13 protein-coding genes are annotated in these 15571 nt (G+C 71.1%); 5 read left to right on the top strand and 8 right to left on the bottom strand.

What is annotated here, in order from left to right; translation table 11 throughout:
* Positions 1-35 precede the first annotated feature (35 nt).
* The 4 genes from recD2 (at position 36) to C4U44_RS25015 (ending at position 5944) form a co-directional block, all read left to right on the top strand.
* Complete coding sequence (gene recD2, locus C4U44_RS25000; protein WP_103888236.1) at positions 36-2258, top strand: SF1B family DNA helicase RecD2; 2223 nt, start codon at positions 36-38, stop codon at positions 2256-2258.
* A 124-nt stretch (positions 2259-2382) separates the two neighbouring features.
* A complete protein-coding gene (locus C4U44_RS25005; RefSeq protein ID WP_103888237.1) occupies positions 2383-3672 on the top strand; it encodes a citrate synthase in 1290 nt (429 codons plus the stop codon).
* Between the two features lie 408 nt (positions 3673-4080).
* Positions 4081-4827, top strand: coding sequence for an SDR family NAD(P)-dependent oxidoreductase (locus tag C4U44_RS25010; RefSeq protein WP_103888238.1), 747 nt, complete (start codon positions 4081-4083; stop codon positions 4825-4827).
* A gap of 160 nt (positions 4828-4987) precedes the next feature.
* Positions 4988-5944 carry a DedA family protein gene (locus C4U44_RS25015; RefSeq protein ID WP_103888239.1) on the top strand — a complete coding sequence of 319 codons (957 nt, stop codon included), beginning with the start codon at positions 4988-4990 and terminating at the stop codon, positions 5942-5944.
* Positions 5945-5969: 25 nt separating this feature from the next.
* Here the strand turns inward: C4U44_RS25015 and C4U44_RS25020 are convergent, their stop codons facing one another.
* The 3 genes from C4U44_RS25020 to C4U44_RS25030 form a co-directional block, all read right to left on the bottom strand.
* Positions 5970-6173: a helix-turn-helix transcriptional regulator gene (locus C4U44_RS25020; protein WP_103888240.1), complete on the bottom strand. Its 204-nt coding sequence runs from the start codon at positions 6171-6173 to the stop codon at positions 5970-5972.
* A 275-nt stretch (positions 6174-6448) separates the two neighbouring features.
* Positions 6449-7303, bottom strand: coding sequence for a class II fructose-bisphosphate aldolase (locus C4U44_RS25025; RefSeq protein ID WP_103888241.1), 855 nt, complete (start codon positions 7301-7303; stop codon positions 6449-6451).
* A gap of 185 nt (positions 7304-7488) precedes the next feature.
* A complete protein-coding gene (locus C4U44_RS25030; RefSeq protein ID WP_103888242.1) occupies positions 7489-8379 on the bottom strand; it encodes an SIS domain-containing protein in 891 nt (296 codons plus the stop codon).
* A 345-nt stretch (positions 8380-8724) separates the two neighbouring features.
* Between C4U44_RS25030 and C4U44_RS25035 the strand changes: the two genes are divergently transcribed.
* Positions 8725-9372, top strand: coding sequence for a hemerythrin domain-containing protein (locus C4U44_RS25035; RefSeq protein ID WP_103888243.1), 648 nt, complete (start codon positions 8725-8727; stop codon positions 9370-9372).
* A gap of 33 nt (positions 9373-9405) precedes the next feature.
* On the opposite strand, the gene C4U44_RS25040 is transcribed toward C4U44_RS25035, so the two are convergent.
* From C4U44_RS25040 to C4U44_RS25060, 5 genes are all read right to left on the bottom strand, one after another.
* Positions 9406-9897: a MarR family transcriptional regulator gene (locus C4U44_RS25040; protein ID WP_103888244.1), complete on the bottom strand. Its 492-nt coding sequence runs from the start codon at positions 9895-9897 to the stop codon at positions 9406-9408.
* Positions 9898-10153: 256 nt separating this feature from the next.
* Complete coding sequence (locus C4U44_RS25045) at positions 10154-11344, bottom strand: lactonase family protein (RefSeq protein WP_103888245.1); 1191 nt, start codon at positions 11342-11344, stop codon at positions 10154-10156.
* 219 nt (positions 11345-11563) lie between these two features.
* Positions 11564-12529 carry a SigB/SigF/SigG family RNA polymerase sigma factor gene (locus tag C4U44_RS25050; protein WP_103888246.1) on the bottom strand — a complete coding sequence of 322 codons (966 nt, stop codon included), beginning with the start codon at positions 12527-12529 and terminating at the stop codon, positions 11564-11566.
* A gap of 272 nt (positions 12530-12801) precedes the next feature.
* Positions 12802-13551 carry an SDR family oxidoreductase gene (locus tag C4U44_RS25055; RefSeq protein WP_103888247.1) on the bottom strand — a complete coding sequence of 250 codons (750 nt, stop codon included), beginning with the start codon at positions 13549-13551 and terminating at the stop codon, positions 12802-12804.
* Between the two features lie 124 nt (positions 13552-13675).
* The gene (locus C4U44_RS25060) at positions 13676-15100 is read right to left on the bottom strand and encodes an MFS transporter (RefSeq protein WP_200823386.1); all 1425 of its coding nucleotides are present in this window, start codon (positions 15098-15100) and stop codon (positions 13676-13678) included.
* Between the last annotated feature and the right edge of the window lie 471 nt (positions 15101-15571).

Here is a 15571-nt window from a genome sequence, read left to right on the forward strand (position 1 = left end):
GGCAGATCACCGACCGGCCCGAAGGGAGACCGCAGATGGGTGAGGCCCCGCACCTCTCGGTCCTGGAGGGCGTCCTCGAGCGCATCACGTATGCCAACGAGGACAACGGTTACACCGTCGCGCGGGTCGACACCGGCCGCGGTTCCGGCGACCTGCTGACGGTGGTGGGCGCCCTGCTCGGCGCCCAGCCGGGCGAGTCCCTGCGCATGCACGGCCGTTGGGGTTCCCACCCTCAGTACGGCAAGCAGTTCACGGTGGAGAACTACACGACGGTCCTGCCGGCCACGATCCAGGGCATCCGGCGCTACCTGGGATCGGGCCTGATCAAAGGGATCGGGCCGCGCATCGCGGAGCGCATCGTCGAGCACTTCGGCACCGACACGCTGGACGTCATCGAGACCGAGCCGACCCGGCTGGTGGAAGTGCCGGGGCTCGGGCCGAAGCGGACCAAGCTGATCGCCGCCGCATGGGAGGAGCAGAAGGCGATCAAGGAGGTGATGGTCTTCCTCCAGGGCGTCGGGGTGTCCACCTCCATCGCCGTGCGGATCTACAAGAGTTACGGAGACGGCTCGATCTCCGTCGTGAAGAACCAGCCATACCGCCTCGCCTCGGAGGTGTGGGGCATCGGCTTCCTGACCGCGGACCGGCTCGCGCAGGCGGTGGGGATTCCGCACGACAGCCCCGAGCGCGTCAAGGCCGGCCTCCAGTACGCCCTTTCGCAGGCCACCGACAGCGGCAACTGCTACCTGCCGGAGGAGCGGCTGATAGCCGACGCGGTGAAGCTGCTCCAGGTGGACATCGGCCTGGTGATCGAGTGCCTCGGCGAGTTGGCCGACGACGAGGGGGTGGTGCGGGAGAGCGTGCCGTCGCCCGACGGCTCGGGGGAGCCGATCAAGGCGGTGTACCTGGTGCCGTTCCACCGCGCGGAGATAGCCCTCGCCGCTCAGGTGCTGCGGCTGCTGCGCGGATCAGAGGACCGGATGCCGGGGTTCCAGGACGTGGCCTGGGACAAGGCGCTGGCCTGGCTCGCCGAGAGGACCGGTGCGGACCTCGCCCCCGAGCAGCAGGAGGCGGTGCGGCTGGCGCTCACGCAGAAGGTGGCGGTGCTCACCGGAGGCCCGGGCTGCGGCAAGTCCTTCACTGTGCGGTCCGTGGTGGCCCTGGCACTGGCCAAGAAGGCCAAGGTGGTGCTCGCCGCACCCACCGGTCGGGCCGCCAAGCGGCTCGCCGAGCTGACGGGCGCCGAGGCGTCGACCGTGCACCGGCTGCTGGAGCTCAAACCGGGCGGCGACGCGGCCTATGACCGTGACCGGCCGCTCGACGCCGACCTGGTGGTGGTCGACGAGGCGTCGATGCTGGACCTGCTGCTGGCGAACAAGCTGGTGAAGGCGGTGCCGCCGGGTGCGCACCTGCTGTTCGTCGGCGATGTGGACCAGTTGCCGAGCGTGGGCGCCGGTGAGGTGCTGCGTGACCTGCTGGCGCCCGGCGGTCCGGTCCCGGCGGTCCGGCTGACCAGGATCTTCCGGCAGGCCCAGGAGTCCGGGGTGGTGACGAACGCGCACCGGATCAATTCGGGGGTGCCGCCGGTCACCCAGGGACTGGCTGATTTCTTTCTCTTCGCCGAGGAGGACTCGGAGGAGGCGGCCCGGCTCACGGTGGACGTCGTCGCACGGCGGATTCCGGCCAGGTTCGGCCTCGACGCCCGTCGTGACGTCCAGGTACTCACCCCCATGCACCGCGGCCCGGCCGGAGCGGGCGCACTCAACGGGCTCCTCCAGCAGGCGGTCACCCCGGCCCGCCCGGACGTGGCCGAGCGCAGGTTCGGCGGTCGCACCTTCCGGGTCGGCGACAAGGTCACCCAGATCCGCAACAACTACGACAAGGGTGCCAACGGCGTCTTCAACGGGACGGTCGGCGTGGTCACCGGCCTCGACGTGGTCGAGCAGCGGCTGACGGTCCGGACGGACGAGGACGAGGAGATCGGATACGACTTCGACGAGCTGGACGAGTTGAGCCATGCCTACGCCGTGACCATCCACCGGTCCCAGGGCAGCGAGTATCCGGCGGTGGTGATCCCCGTCACCACCGGGGCCTGGATGATGTTGCAGCGCAACCTGCTCTACACCGCCGTCACACGGGCGAAACGGCTGGTCGTACTGGTGGGCTCGCGTCGTGCGATCGGTCAGGCGGTCCGTACCGTCTCCGCGGGTCGCCGGTTCACGGCTCTCGACCATCGGCTTGATCTGGGCGCAAAATAGGCACTCCGTGCCACTTTTCGGCCCGATGGCCGACCCCGAGTGCACACCCCAGTGCCAAATGGGGGACAGTGGTCGTAGTCAGGGCACCTCGAAGAAGAGGCAAAACCGTCGGTGAGGGAATGACGTGAGCGACAACTCTGTAGTACTGCGGTACGGGGACGGCGAATACAGCTACCCCGTTGTGGACAGCACCGTCGGCGACAAGGGCTTCGACATCGGCAAGCTGCGTGCCGACACCGGGCTGGTCACCCTGGACAGCGGCTACGGCAACACCGCGGCGTACAAGTCCGCGATCACCTTCCTCGACGGTGAGCAGGGCATCCTGCGCTACCGCGGGTATCCGATCGAGCAGATCGCCGAGCGCGGCTCCTTCCTGGAGACCGCGTACCTGCTGATCAACGGTGAGCTGCCGACCGTCGACGAGCTCTCGGAGTTCCAGGGCCAGATCACCCAGCACACCCTGCTGCACGAGGACGTCAAACGGTTCTACGACGGCTTCCCGCGGGACGCCCATCCGATGGCGATGCTGTCCTCCGTGGTCAGCGCGCTGTCGACGTTCTACCAGGACAGCCACAACCCGTTCGACCCGCAGCAGCGCGACCTGTCCACGATCCGGCTGCTCGCCAAGCTGCCGACCATCGCGGCGTACGCGTACAAGAAGTCCGTCGGGCAGCCCGTGGTCTACCCGCGCAACGACCTCGGGTACGTGGAGAACTTCCTGCGGATGACCTTCTCCGTCCCGGCGGAGGAGTACCAGCTCGACCCCGTCGTGGTCAGCGCCCTGGACAAGCTGCTCATCCTGCACGCCGACCACGAGCAGAACTGCTCGACGTCCACGGTGCGACTCGTCGGTTCCTCCCAGGCCAATCTGTTCGCGTCGATCTCGGCCGGCATCAGTGCCCTGTGGGGACCGCTGCACGGTGGCGCGAACCAGTCGGTGCTGGAGATGCTGGAGCGCATCAAGCTCGACGGCGGCGACGTCGACTCCTTCATCCGCAAGGTGAAGAACAAGGAAGACGGCGTGAAGCTGATGGGCTTCGGGCACCGCGTCTACAAGAACTTCGACCCCCGGGCGAAGATCATCAAGGCCGCGGCGCACGACGTCCTCTCGGCGCTGGGCAAGTCCGACGAACTGCTGGACATCGCGCTCAAGCTGGAAGAGCACGCGCTCAGCGACGACTACTTCGTGTCGCGCAAGCTCTACCCGAACGTGGACTTCTACACCGGCCTGATCTACCGGGCGATGGGCTTCCCGACCAGCATGTTCACGGTGCTGTTCGCGCTCGGCCGGCTGCCCGGCTGGATCGCCCAGTGGCACGAGATGATCAAGGAGCCCGGCTCCCGCATCGGTCGGCCGCGCCAGATCTACACCGGCGTCGTCCTGCGCGACTACGTCCCGGTCGAGGCTCGCTGACCTGGACGCACACGCAAAGAGAGCGCCCCGCGACGGATCCCCCCACGGGTCCGGCACGGGGCGCTCCCGTTTCCCGGAGCGGATCCCCCCACGGGTCCGTACCGGGCGTTTTTGTGGCGGCTGCGCCGAGCCGGGACGAAGCGGCCGGGAGGGCCGCTCAAGCTCCCCGGTGTCGCCCCGGCGACGCAACTCGGTCCATCCCCCAAGACGGACCGTACCTCAACCCCCTGCACCGGCTCCGCCGGGGGCCGGTGTTCAAGACATAAGACCCACGAAACCCCGTAATGGTTACGTTCCAAGCTATGTGATCTACGTCTCCTCTGGGAAGGTGTTTTCGCAGGCTACCCCGCGCGCGGCCTGCTCGGCCCGATCCCGTAGCGTTCTGTCTCTCCTCGAGGGGCGGAGTACATGGCAGAGAACGGGACAGCGGTCCGGGACATCGTGGTGACCGGCGGGGGCACGGGCATCGGCCTGGCCATCGCGACCCGGTTCGCGGAGGACGGCCACCGCGTCACGATCGTCGGCCGGCGCCGCGACGTCCTGCACACCGCTGCGGACGACCTGCGCGCCGGACGCGGCCTGGACGTGACCCCCGTGGTGTGCGATCTGGCCGATCCCGACGACGTGGAGGCGGTGCTGTCGCACCTGCCCGACCGGATCGACGTCCTGGTCAACAGCGCCGGAAGCCGTGAACTGGCGGTCGGCGCCGGACCGCACGGGCTGCTGGCCCGCTGGCGCGGCGACTTCGAACGGAACGTCCTGACCGCGGTGCTGCTCACCGAGTCGCTGCGGGACCGCTTCACCGACGGCGGCCGCGTCGTCACGGTCACCTCGGTCGCCGCCCTGCGCGGCGGGGGCTCCTACGGGGCCTCCAAGGCCGCCCTGCACGCCTGGAACCACTCTCTCGCCGCCCAGCTCGGCCCCCAGGGCGTCACGTGCAACATCGTCGCCCCGGGGACAGTGGCGGGCACGGAGTTCTTCGGGTCGCGCCTCAACGACGCGGAACTGACCCGGCGCGCCGGGCGCACCCTCGTCGGCCGCGTGGGGCGCCCCGCCGACGTGGCGGCGGCAGTGCTCTTCCTCGCCTCTCCGGAGGCGGGCTTCGTGACGGGGGAGATCCTCCAGTGCAACGGCGGCGAACTGCTCGGCCGCTGACGCCGGAACCTCTCCACCCACGGGAGTAGCACCCCTGCGTCCCGAGGATGAGATTTCCCGGGAATCGGCGGAGAAGTGTCCCTACACCGCCAAACCCGCTTGCCGTGGCCGGGGAACCGCTGTCAGCGTTGATCCAGGGGGTGGGAAGAGGGGCGGTGATATGGACGTTGCACTGAGTGTGTCGTCACTGGACTTCACCTCCGGTCTCGCCGAGCACCTACGAGGTGGAAACGTCTTCTGGGCGTACGCGCTGCTGGCCGCGACGACGGCCCCGCCGCTCGTACCCAACTCAGTGCTACTCGTCACCGGCGGTGTGATGGCCGCCGAGGGCCACCTCAACATCGCTCTGGTGCTCCTCGTGGTGGCCGGCAGTGCGGTCATGGGCGACATGCTGCTCCACCGTGCCGGCGGCGCGCTGAGCGGCCGTGTGCTCAGCCGTATGCGCCGCCGTCCCAGGCAGGCGGCCCTCCTGAAATGGGCGGCACTGCGCATCCAGCGCCATGGGGTGCCCTTCGTCATCGGTGTGCGCTTCCTGCCCAGCGGCAGGGTGATAGGCGGGGTGGCGGCAGGCGTCGTCCGGTATCCGGCTCGTCGCTACGCGATCGGCGCGGGCGTGGCCGAGGCGGTGTGGGCGTCGTACTCGGTGGGCGCCGGATATCTGAGCGGCCGCGCGGCGTCGAACTCCTTCTTCGCCCTCTCACTGGGCCTGGGCATATCCCTGGCGGTCGCGGGGGTCGGCACGATAGTGCAGTGGGTGTCGCGCGGCCGGGACCGGCGCCGGGGCGAGACGGTCCGCCCGTCGCCGGTCATCGTGACGTCCTTCTCCAGTTCCGGCGGCTCCCATGCGGTGGGCGGTGCGGCGGGTGTGGCGGGGGCCGTCGGCAACACTCTGGCCTCGCCGCTCGCGTCCGCGTCCGCATCCGCGCCACCGGTCTCCTCGATGCCGGCCGCTCCGATCCCGCCGGCTTCTCCCGCCGCTTCCGTACCGTCCTCGCGTGAGCGCCCGCCGCCCACCTCGGTACCGACCGAGGGCAAGGAGATCCTGCCCTCGCCCCTGCCGCCCCCGGACAACGACGCGGATGACAGTTCCTGTCCGCTGACCGGGCGCGGCACGTAGCCATGTCCAAGGGTGAAGTCTGCCCTCAGCCGGGATCTCGGCGTCCCCTGTTCCCCGGCCGCCTGGCGCTCCATGCCCGGATCGTGTCCGCGTACCAGTAGGGCTTGCCGCCCTCCACCCGATCGGGCTCCGGCAGGTGTCCGTGCTTTCGGTACGAGCGCACGGTGTCGACTTGGACGCGGATGTGGGCGGCGATGTCCGCGTACGACCACAGCGGCCGGTCGGTCATGATGCACCTCCATACGACGGGGATGTCGATCAGCACCTTCGTCCGGTCAACGACTGACCGCGACGACCGCATGCGCCTGTTGATCTTCTGTGACACGGAACCCGCGTAACGGTGACAAACCCCAGGTCAGGACGCGCGCAGCCAGTCCTACGGAATTACCGATCACACCGGAACCCGTGTCGATCACTCGTTCGAGTCATCTACGGGTGCGGACCGTTTCGGAGCGGCCGGGCTGCGGGAGACTTCGAGTGCGTGACGATCTCGCTCCGTCCGCCTCAGTCCTTCTGCTCGGGCTCGCCGGCCACGACCCGCAGCAGGTGGGCAGCGGTGGCAGTCATCGCATCGCGAGCCGGGCGGAGATAGTGACGCGGGTCGACCACCGCCGGGTCGGCCGTGAGATGGTCGCGCACGGCGCTGGTGAAGGCAATGTTGAGTGCCGTGCCGATGTTGACCTTCGCCATTCCTGCGGCGACCGCCTGCCGTAGTTCGCCGTCGGACACGCCGGACGAACCGTGCAGGACCAGCGGCACGCCCACGAACTCCCTCAGCCGGCTGATGAGTTCGTGGTCGAGCCGGGCGGTGCGCTCGGTCATGGCGTGCGAGCTGCCGACGGCGACGGCGAGCGAGTCCACGCCGGTGGCGGCGACGAACGATGCCGCCTCCGCCGGGTCGGTGCGCACTCCCGGGGCGTGCGCGCCGTCCTTGCCGCCCACCTCGCCGAGTTCGGCCTCCACCCACACCCCGTGGGCGTGGGCCCACTCGGTGACCCGGGCGGTAGCGCGGACGTTCTGCTCATAGGGCAGGACCGACGCGTCGAACATCACCGAGGTCACGCCTGCGGCGACGCCGGCGTGGACAAGCGCCTCGTCCTCCACGTGGTCGAGGTGGAGGGAGACGGGCACGGTGGCCGCCGCGGCGACGGCTGCCGAGCCGGCGAGCACACCGTCGAGGAGGCCGCCGTGGAACTTCACGGCGTTCTCACTGATCTGGAGGATGACGGGCAGTCCGGTCCGCTCGGCGGCGGCGGTGATCGCCTCGGCGTGCTCCAGGGTGATCACGTTGAAGGCGGCCACGCCACCGCCGGACGCGTGCGCGGCGAGGACGAGTTCGGCGGTGGCGGCGGTGGGCATGCGGGCTTCCTCGGGGTCCGGGTCCCCCGGGGCAGGGCGAGGGGACCGGTGGCGCCGGCACACAACGTGCGGGCGATTCGGGCGGGTTGGTCAGCCGCGGGAGCGGTGGAAGGGAGGCTCGCGCGAGTGCGGAGCGAATCGGGTGTGCGTGCCGGTGACGGAGAGGAGGTGGCGGGAGATGACGTTCAGGGCAGGATGACCGAGCGGGTCAGGTTGCGCGGGCGGTCGGGGTCGTAGCCCTTGGCCTCGGCGATCGCGACGGCGACGCGCTGGGCGCGGACCAGGTCGGCGAGCGGGTCGACGGTGGGACGGTGCTCCAGGTGGCCGCCGACCGCGGCGATGCTGGCGTCCAGGCCCTCGGGCAGCGGGCCGAAGGACCAGGCGACGCGGCCCGGACCGGTGATGCTGATCGGGCCGTGGCGGTACTCCATCGCCGGGTACGCCTCGGTCCAGGCGCCGGCCGCCTCGCGCATCTTCAGGGCGGCCTCCTGCGCCAGGCCGTAGGTCCAGCCGGTGCCGAGGAAGGTGATCTGCTCGGCGGCGAGCGCCTCGGGCGCGAGGTCGGCGGTGACGGCGGCCCGGGCGTCGGAGATCGCTGTGGTGAGGTCCTCACCGAGGTGTGCGCGGAGCAGGGCCAGGGCGGTGGTGGCGAAGCGGGTCTGCACCACGGACTGCTCGTCGGCGAAGTCCAGGACGACGACCTCGTCGGCGGCCTGCATCACCGGGGTCTTCGGGTCGGCGGTGAGGGCGGTGACCGGGGTGGTGCCGAGCAACTGCTCGCAGGTCCTGAGCACTTCGGTGGTCGTGCCGGAGCGGGTGATCGCGAGCACCCGGTCGTAGCGGCGGCCGAGCGGGAACTCGGAGGCGGCGAAGGCGTCCGTCTCGCCCTGTCCGGTGTTCTCGCGCAGGGCGGCGAACGCCTGGGCCATGAACCAGGAGGTGCCGCAGCCGATGACCGCGACCCGCTCGCCGCGGGCGGGCAGCTTGCCGGACTGCTCCGGGGCGAGTTCGGCCGCGCGCTGCCAGCAGTCGGGCTGGGTGGCGATCTCGGTCGTGGTGAGGGACGGGGCGGCCATACGGGCTCCTCGGGAAGGCGGGCGCGTTGGAACGCGGGCGGGTGCCATGCGCGTGCTTCGGTCAGTGTAGATGATTGATTCTGCTTGGAGTGAGGGAGTAATGAACAAGAGTGTGCAGATCGTGGATGTCGTCCCGCAGGCGGGAGCGTCCGCCCGCGGGGTGGCGGAAGGCGGCCTGGGGCGGGGGAGACGGCGCGGATCCGGGGTGCCTCCGAGGAGCGTGGGGGCTGGGTGTGACCTGCGTCTCAGCCGGCCGAGGGGGTGTCACATTCCGCGGCCGGCAGGGCTCATGGGGGTGAGGAGCGCGGCGAGGAGGAGAGCCGAAGCCGTCGAGACGAGGGGCACATGACCGAGACCCAGCGCATCGTGACCGCCAACCGGCCGGACACGATCAACTTCACCGAGATGTACGTCACGCACGACGGATTCCGCCGTGACCTGGCGCGGTTCGCCGCGGCCGTGTCCGCGGGGCGGGGCGACGCCCCCGCGGTCCGGCAGGGGTGGCAGAACTTCAAGCGGCAGCTCGACGTCCATCACACCGTCGAGGATGCGTGGTTGTGGCCCCGGCTCAAGAATCTGGTGGCAGGGCGGCCGGACGACCTGTTGCTGCTGGAGGAGATGGAGGCGGAGCACGCGGTGCTCGACCCGCTGCTCGCCGAGGTCGAGCGGGCGCTGCATGCCGGTGCGGCCGAACTCCCGGTGCTGGTGCAGAAGTTGCGCGACACACTGGAGGTGCACCTTCGGCACGAGGAGGACGCCGCGCTGCCGTTGATCCAGTCGGTGATGACGCCCGCCGACTGGAAGGGGTTCTCCCGGGCGATGGCCCGCAAGCAGAAGCTCGGGGGCGCGTCGATATGGGTGCCGTGGATCACCGATGGGATGGCGCCGGCGGACGCGCGGAAGTTCCTGGCCCGGCTGCCCGCGCCGCTGCGCCTGCTGAACCGCCTGTCGTGGGACGGGCGGTACCGCAGTCGCGGGTTGTGGAGTTACTAGGCGTGGGCGGCCGGGCCGGGGCCGGCGGGTGGGTCAGTCCTCGGTGAGTTCGTCGGTGGCGATGCGTCCTGCCTTGGTGCTGCGCAGCAGGAAGTCGGCGATCATGACCAGTTCGGCGTCGTCGTACTCCGCGCAGACGTCGTCCATGGCGTGGCTGAGACCTGAGAGGAGGTAGGCGATCTCGGTTTCCTTCTCCTTGATCACCTGGACGAGTATCGCCCGGCGATCGCTCGGGTTGGGGGTGCGGATGACCCAGCCGCCGCGTTCCAGCCGGTCCAGCACACCGGTGAGCGTGGCGGGATGGAGACCCGCGCGCCGGGCCAGTGCTGTGGGGCCCATCGGCCCGTAGCGACTGACCAGGTCCAGGCACTCCAGGTCGGCGTCCCGGAGGTCCAGGTGCGCGCCGACCTGGTGGTTCAGCAGGGTGAGCTGCACGTTGAGGTCGTGCACGCTTTCCTTGATGCGGTTCGTCAGCCGCCTGCGCCGCCGTGCTGTCGAAGTCGCCCCGGACAGTGTGGAATCCATACGCAACGATCCCTCGCATCGTTTGCTCGCTCGCCGGGTAGGCCCATGGCCGCCCGTGCGATCGCCCGGCGGCGAGCGCGATGCCGGCAGGTGCTCGAAGCCTGACGGGGGCAGCTCAGGCGCACACCTTCTCACATCGCCCATTCGGGCTCGTAGCCCTTTCGGGCAAAACAATGCGGTGCTCCCGCCCGCTTGAGGGCGCGCGGGCGGGAGAGGAGATGCGCTGGTGAAGCACGGGGAAAGGAGAGGTGAGGGTTCAGCCCGCGACGATGCCCTCGCCGCCGGCGCCGCCCGGTACGGCCACGGATCCGATCGCGGTGAGCGAGCCGTTCGGACCCACCCGGAACGCGTCGACGGTGCCGGTCGCGCCGGTCTGCACGTAGAGGTCCCGGCCGTCGGTGGAGGCGGCCGCGTCCACGGTGCCCGGGTCGGTGGGGGTGGTGCCGAGCGCGGTGAGCGGGCCGTGCGGGTCGACCCGGTAGCCGGACAGGGTGCCGCTGCCGGCGTTGGAGGCGTACAGGTGGCTTCCGGTCGCGATCACCCAGCAGGTGGCCAGTTGACCGGTGGCCGTCACATGCGTCTGGACGAGCCGGCTGTCGCGGGTCAGGTCGAAGCCGGCGACGGCGTTCGGTCCGGCCTCGGTGACCTGGAGACTGCCCGTGCGGTCGAAGGTGAAGCCGAACGGCACCGCGTCGGGTACGGCGGTGACGACCGGGTGGGCGGACGGCGCGCCGAGCGGGTTCACCGGGAAGACGTCGATGCTGTTGGTGGCGGCCTTGGTGGTGATCACCAGCCGGGAGCCGTCGGGCGTGAAGGAGACCTGCCCCGGGGTGTGGGTGAACTGCGGGGTGGCGGTGGGGTCGAGGCCGAGCGCGCGGTGCCAGGACGGCACGGCGACCAGGTGGTTCCCGAGCCGGGCGAAGCCTTGGAGGGAGCCGCCGTCGAGGGCGTTGACGACGTAGACGAGGTTGTCGTGGAAGGTGACGCTCACCGGGAAGGTGCCGCCGGAGCCGATCACCTGGAGGCGTTGGAGGTGGTCGCCGTGGACGGTGAAGACGGTGAGGGTGTTGCTGCCGGCGTTGACCGCGTAGAGCAGGCCGTTGCCGCGGTCGTAGGCGAGCGAACCCTGAGAAGCGAGGTGGTCGACCTGCGAGCCGTCGAGGATGCCGCCCTTTCCGCCGGTCGGGTAGGCGCCGCTGGGGCTGAGGGTGCCGTCGGCCGCGCGGTGGTAGGCGAGAACGGTGTTCGCCGTGGGGTTGTCGCTCTGGACGAACACCGGGGCGCCGGCGCTCCGGCCGCCGCTGTGGGGTGAGGTGGCAGTGGCTGCCGTGGCGGCGGGAGCGGCGCCGAGGATCGCGGCAGCGGCGGCTGCGACGGCGCCGGCCGCCGCGATACGGGTCGTACGAGTGGTGCGGCGGGTGCGGGGTTCGCGACTGACGATGGGCATGGGTGCGGGACTCCTCGTGCGGAAGCGGCGATAAGGGGCCACCCGCACGGCATGCGGCATCGACCGTCAACGTCCTCATATATCACGTGAGTTGACGACAGAGCTGCTTTGCGGGTGGGCCCTCACGCTAACGCCCGAGGGCAGGAGTCAAGGGGGACGAAACGGGTGAAAGGGCCGGCCGTCCCGGGTCCGTAAGGAATGGCCTCTCCGGTGGAAGGCTCAGGCGGCCCGGCGGTGTGCCCGGGTCCCGATGGCCTCGGGCGGCTGCGTGCCGGGCTCGTCCGCGGCCTCGCGCACGGCGCGGCTCCCGCCCTCGTTCCCCTCCTCGCTCTCGACGAGGTCCGCGGCCCGGTCCGCCCCGGCGATCTCCGCGCGGATCGCCGAGCAGGAGCGGCTGATCAGCCGGGACACGTGCATCTGGGAGATCCCGAGCTGGTCGGCGATCATGCTCTGCGTCATCCCGCGGAAGAAGCGCAGGTAGAGGATGTGGCGCTCGCGCTCGGGGAGGCGGCACAGCTGCGGCTTCACCGCCTCCCGGTCGAGGACGACGTCGAGGGCCGGGTCCGGGGCGCCCAGCGTGTCGGCCAGGGACATCGGCCCGGTGTCCACGGGCTGCCGGCACTGCGCGTCCAGCGAGAGCGAGCTGAAGCTGTCCAGTGCCTCCTGGCCGTCGGCGACCTCCTGCTCGGTCAGGCCCGCGTGCGCGGCGATCTCGGCCGCGGTGGGTTCCCGTCCCGGCCTGCTCTGCATCAGCTCCTGGTGGGCGACCCGGACCCGGGCCCGTAGCGCCTGCACCCGGCGCGGTACGTGCACCGACCACATGCAGTCGCGGAAGTGCCGCTTGATCTCGCCGTCGATCGTCGGCACCGCGTAGCTCTCGAAGGCGGTGCCTCGCGCAGGGTCGTATCGGCTCACCGCCTTGACCAGGCCGAGTGCGGCCACCTGGCGGAGGTCGTCCAGCGACTCGCCGCGGTTGCGGTAGCGGCCGGCCAGGCGGTGTGCCATCGGCAGCCAGTCGGTCGCTATCTGCTGGCGCAGCCGCTCCTTGGAGGCGCCGTCCGGCAGCCGGGCCAGGCGCCGGAAGGCCTCGGCGGTGTCGGGGGCGTCGTCGTGCGGGTGCCTCCCCCGTGGGGCGGGGGAGACACGCGCGGTGGTGGGGGTGGACGCGGAGACGGAAGAGGTCATCGATCACCAGCTCCTCGCACTACGACCCCACGGGGCTACGGGCGGTCACCGCCGGGGAGGGGGCCGAAAATGGTGTGCCCGGTCACCACTCCGGCAAACCATCACAAACGGTTCAAATGGTCCCAACCTGCCAGGCGTGTCATGACGCCCGCCGGCCGGCGCCGCAGGCTGTTCCAGCGCCCGGCGCCGTCATCTCCTCCGCCGCCCGGCCACTGTCTCCTCCACGGCCCGGCACCGCATCCTCCTCTCCGCGGAGCCGGCCCGGGCGAAGATCAGGGCAGCTCCTTCAGGCCGGCGCCCGACAGCAGATACGCGGGGGCGATCGTGGTGGCCTCCGCCCGTACCAGGCTCACGACAGCCGCGCCGGCGGCCTCGGGGGTGAGCGGCTCGCCCAGCTGCCGGAGGTACTCCTCCTCGGTCTGGCCGCCACGTGCCGCGTACGCCTGGACCGCCGGGCGGCCGAGATCCGTGAGCGGGGTGATCTTCGGCAGGACCGCGGTGAAGGTGAGGTCCAGCCCGGACCGACGGGCCTCGTCCTGCGCGTACCCGGTGATGAGGCGCTGGGTCGCCTTCGCGCCCGCGTACCCGCCGCTGAGCGGGGAGCCGGCCAGCGCGGCGCCGCTGCTGATCACCACCACCCTCCCGCCCGGCTTCAGCGGTGCGCGCAGGATCTCCCGGAGCCAGTGGAACGTGATGCGCACGTCGGTCTGCCAGTTGGCGGAGAACGACTCCCAGGTGTGCTCATGGAGCGGGCGCAGGAGGGGAGTTGCCCCGGCCACCAGGACCACGTTCCGGGGGGCGTGGCGTTCGAGGAGAGCGGCCGATACCGCCGCCTCGGCCGCGTCGGCGGTCTCGTGACGGATGCTGCCGGGCCCGTTCGCCGCCTCGGGGAACTCCGCGGCGGTGCGGGACACGGCGATCACCGGTGCGCCGTCCGCGGCGAAGGCCGCGGCGATGCCGCGGCCGAGGCCCCGGCTCGCACCGACGACGAGGGTGGTTCCGCGGGACGGGTCGTCGTTCATGGGTGTCCTCCAAGTCATGGGGTCCTGCTGGTCGGTGGCGCCCGTCGGGTCGGCGGCGCGTGGGTGCTGCCGGTGGCGCCGACCTCTTGCGGTCGAGTGGGGCCGCCGGCGGTGGCGTCGTACGTCAGTCGGCCACGAGTTCGGCCTCCCCCGCGTCCCCCGCCGCGCCGCTCCCCCCGCCCGCGCGGGCCGCCTCGGCCGCGGCCTTGGAGGGAGCGAGCACCGCCCACACCAGGCCCAGCGCCGCCATGGCCGCCGCGACGGCGATCGCCGGCCTGAACCCGTGGATGAACATCGCCCGGCTCGCGTATCCCCCGCCCTGGTGGACGAAGACGGCGGACAGGATCGCCACACCGAACACGCCGCCCAGTTCGCGCAGCGCGCTGTTGGTGCCGGCCGCCACGGCCGTGTCGTCCACCGGGACCGCAGCGGTCACGGCGTTCGCGACGGTCGGGAAGCACATGGCCGTGCCCACGCCGGAGAAGACCAGGGGCGCGATCAGGGTGGGGTAGCCGACGCCGGTCCTGACCACCATCGCGAGCCAGACGAGCCCGCTGCCCTGCAGGAACATCCCGAGGACCATGAAGGGCTTGTTGCCGAACCGCTCGGACAGCAGGCCGGCGATCGGCGCGACGACCACCGGCGTACCCGCCCAGACCAGGATGCGCACCCCGGCGCCGAGGGCCCCGTACCCCATGCCGATCTGGAGCAGCTGGGTGAGCATGAAGAGCGTTCCGATCAGGGACATCAGCTGGAAGAAGATCACCCCGTTCGCGGTGGTGAACTCCCGCGACCGGAAGTAGCCCAGCGGCACCATCGGGTATTGCGTGCGCCGTTCCCAGGCCAGGAAGGCGGCCACCACCAGCGCGCCCAGCGCCAGCGAGGTGACCACCTCGGCGCTGCCCCAGCCGACACCGGGCGCCCGCACCGGGCCCCAGGTCAGCCCGAACATGCCGAGCACCACCAATCCCAAGCCGACCAGGTCCAGTTGGGGTCGCGGGCCGTGGCTCTCGTTCATCTTCCGCAGCGAGAGCAGTGCCACGGTGACGCCGATGGGGACGTTGATCCAGAAGATCCACTGCCACGACAGGCCCTGGATGAGCGCGCCGCCGACGAGTGGCCCGGCGGACACCCCGAGGCCGGTCACGCCGCCCCAGACGCCGATGGCCGCGCCCCGCTTCTCCCGGGGGAACGCGTCGCTGATCAGGGCGAGGGTCAGCGGGAGCACCGCGGCGCCGCCCGCTCCCTCGACCACCCGCGCGACGATGAGCTGCGAGGCGTTCTGCGACAGCGCGGCGCCCACCGAGGCGGCGGCGAACAGCAGCAGCCCGCCCGCGTAGAGGCGCCGCCGGCCGAACCGGTCGCCGAGCGCGGAACCGGTCAGCATCAGGCAGGCGAACGCCAGGTTGTAGGCGTTGATCGTCCACTCGAGGTCGGACAGGCTCGCGTGCAGGCGGGTCTGGAGCGTCGGCAGGGCCGTGGAGACCACGACCACGTCGAGGGCGGCGATGAAGCTGCCGATGGAGGCGAGGATCAGGGTCCAGGTCACGTTGGCGGGCCGCCCGGCCCCGGGGGAGCCGCCTGACCCGCCGGTCGCAACGGCACCCCGCGTCCTGCCGGTTCGGCCGGCCGCCCCGGTCGTGTCGGCCCTCGCGCTCCGGTGGCCCCTCCCGCTCCCGCCGGTCGCCCCGTTCCCGTGGGCCGCGGCGGGTGGCGTGCCGGCCCCCGCCGCGACCGTGTCCTTCGCTGACGACATAGCGCGTCGATCTCCCTTCCGCGCCGTCGCTTCCCGCGCCGGCGCACGCCGAACACCACGTCGGCGCGGCTGCGTCCGGCCTGGTGACGGATGGATGTGAGGGGATGCCGGGCATCGTGTGCGGATGACCGCCCCTGGGGATTCAGACCAGGCAGGCACGGGAAACTCACCGCTGGGCCGTCGCGCGGCCGCCACACGGCCATCCCGGTGCCGCCCGATACCGCTCGGTGCCGGAAAGGACTTTGCCAATCCGAGTCCAGGATT

Source organism: Actinacidiphila yanglinensis (assembly GCF_900107965.1).
GTDB lineage: Bacteria > Actinomycetota > Actinomycetes > Streptomycetales > Streptomycetaceae > Actinacidiphila > Actinacidiphila yanglinensis.